We start from the raw sequence: 1,908 nt of genomic DNA, 5'->3' as shown, positions 1-1,908 counted from the left end.
CCACCCAAGGCGTCACCACCCACCTCGAAATAGGCCCCGACGCCGCCCTCACCCCCCTCACCCCCAACACCACCCCCACCACAAGGCGCAACCACCCCGAACCCCGCCAACTCACCACCGCCCTCGCCACCCTCCACCTCACCCCCCTCAACCCCACCGCCCACACCATCCCCCTCCCCACCTACGCCTTCCAGCGCAAGCGCTACTGGATCGACGCGGCCGGCACCGCCGTGAAGGACTTCGGCGCCACCGGGCTCCAGGCCGTCGGCCACCCGCTGCTGACCGCCACGCTCGCTCTGGCGGACGGTGACGGGCTCCTGCTCACCGGTCGGCTCTCGGTGGCCGACCAGCGGTGGGTGACCGATCACCAGGTGGGCGGTGCGATCGTCCTGCCGGGTACCGCCTTCGTGGAGCTGGCCACCCAGGCCGGTGACCGGACCGGCTGCCCGGTGGTCCAGGAGCTGACGCTCCACGCCCCGCTGACCATCCCCGAACAGGGCACGGTCCAGCTCCAGGCTTCGGTCAGCGCGCCCGACGCGACCGGTTGCCGCGCCCTGACCATCCACTCCCGCCTCCCCGACGAGCAGGACTGGACCCGCCACGCCGAAGGCACCCTCGCCCCGGCCGGGAGCCCCGTGGCCGAGCCGGTCACCAGCTGGCCGCCCGCGGGCGCCGAGGCCCTGGATGTCACGGGGGTCTACGACCGCATGGCCGCCGGTGGCCTCGACTACGGTCCGGTGTTCCAGGGCTTGCGGGCTGCCTGGCGTCTCGGCGAGGAGGTCTACGCCGAGATCGCCCTCCCCGAGGACGAGGACCCGACGCCGTACAACCTGCACCCGGCCCTGCTCGACGCCGCCCTGCACGCCATCACGCTGACCTCCGCCGCCTCCGACCGGGGCTCCCTGCCGTTCTCCTGGTCCGGCCTGCACCTGCACGCCACCGCCGCGCGTGCCCTGCGTATCCGGATCACCCCCCGCCGCACCGGCGAGGTCGCGCTCACCGCGGCCGACACCACCGGCCGACCGGTACTGACCCTGGACTCGCTCACCCTGCGCGAGTTCGACCCGGACCAGATCGCCGCCGCCGGCACCGCCCGCAACACGCTGCACCAGCTGGAGTGGCGCGCCCTCGGTGCCGTCGGCGCCACCGACGCGGCCGACGCCTCGACCGGCCCTCGCGCGGTCGTCCTGGGTGAGGCCGACTGGACCGCCGAGCTCGGGCTCCGCCACGTCTCCGACCTGGCCGACCTGAAGCAGCACGACCCCGCGGTGGTCTACCTGCCCTACAACCCGGTGCCCGGCACCCCGCCCGAGCAGGCGCGGACCGTCACCCATCGCTTCCTGGCGGCCGTCCAGCAGTGGCTGGCCGACGACGAACTGACCGACACCCGGCTCGTGGTGCTCACCCGTCACGCCGTCGTGGTCTCCGACGAGGACACCGAGGTCGACCTCGCCGCGGCGGCCCTGTGGGGCCTGTTCCGCAGCGCCCAGAACGAGCAGCCCGACCGCATCACCCTGCTGGACCTGGACAGCGCGGCTTCCCTGCCCGTCGCCGTCCCGCACCTCGCGGGTTCACCTCAGCTCGCCGTCCGCAACGGTGTCGCCCTCGTCCCGCAGTTGGTCCGGGCGGCAGTGGACACCACCCACCAACCCACCCCCTTCGACCCCGACGCCACCGTCCTCATCACCGGCGGCACCGGCACCCTCGGCGCACTGATCGCCCGCCACCTCATCACCCACCACGGCGTCCGCCACCTCCTCCTCACCAGCCGCCGCGGACCCGACGCACCCGGCGCCACCCAACTCACCACCGAACTCACCCAACTCGGCGCCACCGTCCGCATCGCGGCCTGCGACACCACCGACCGCCACACCCTCACCACCCTCCTGCGCGAAGCCACCCCCACCA

1 protein-coding gene is annotated in these 1,908 nt (G+C 73.7%); it reads left to right on the top strand.

The features are described from left to right. The coding region (locus IE332_RS40435) for a SpnB-like Rossmann fold domain-containing protein (RefSeq protein WP_189926886.1) at positions 1–1,908 on the top strand (1,908 nt) is incomplete at both ends.

This window comes from Kitasatospora xanthocidica, assembly GCF_014656195.1.
In the GTDB taxonomy this organism is placed as follows: domain Bacteria; phylum Actinomycetota; class Actinomycetes; order Streptomycetales; family Streptomycetaceae; genus Kitasatospora; species Kitasatospora xanthocidica.
Note: the sequence above shows the minus strand (reverse complement) of the source record. Positions and strands in the feature narration are given on the sequence as shown.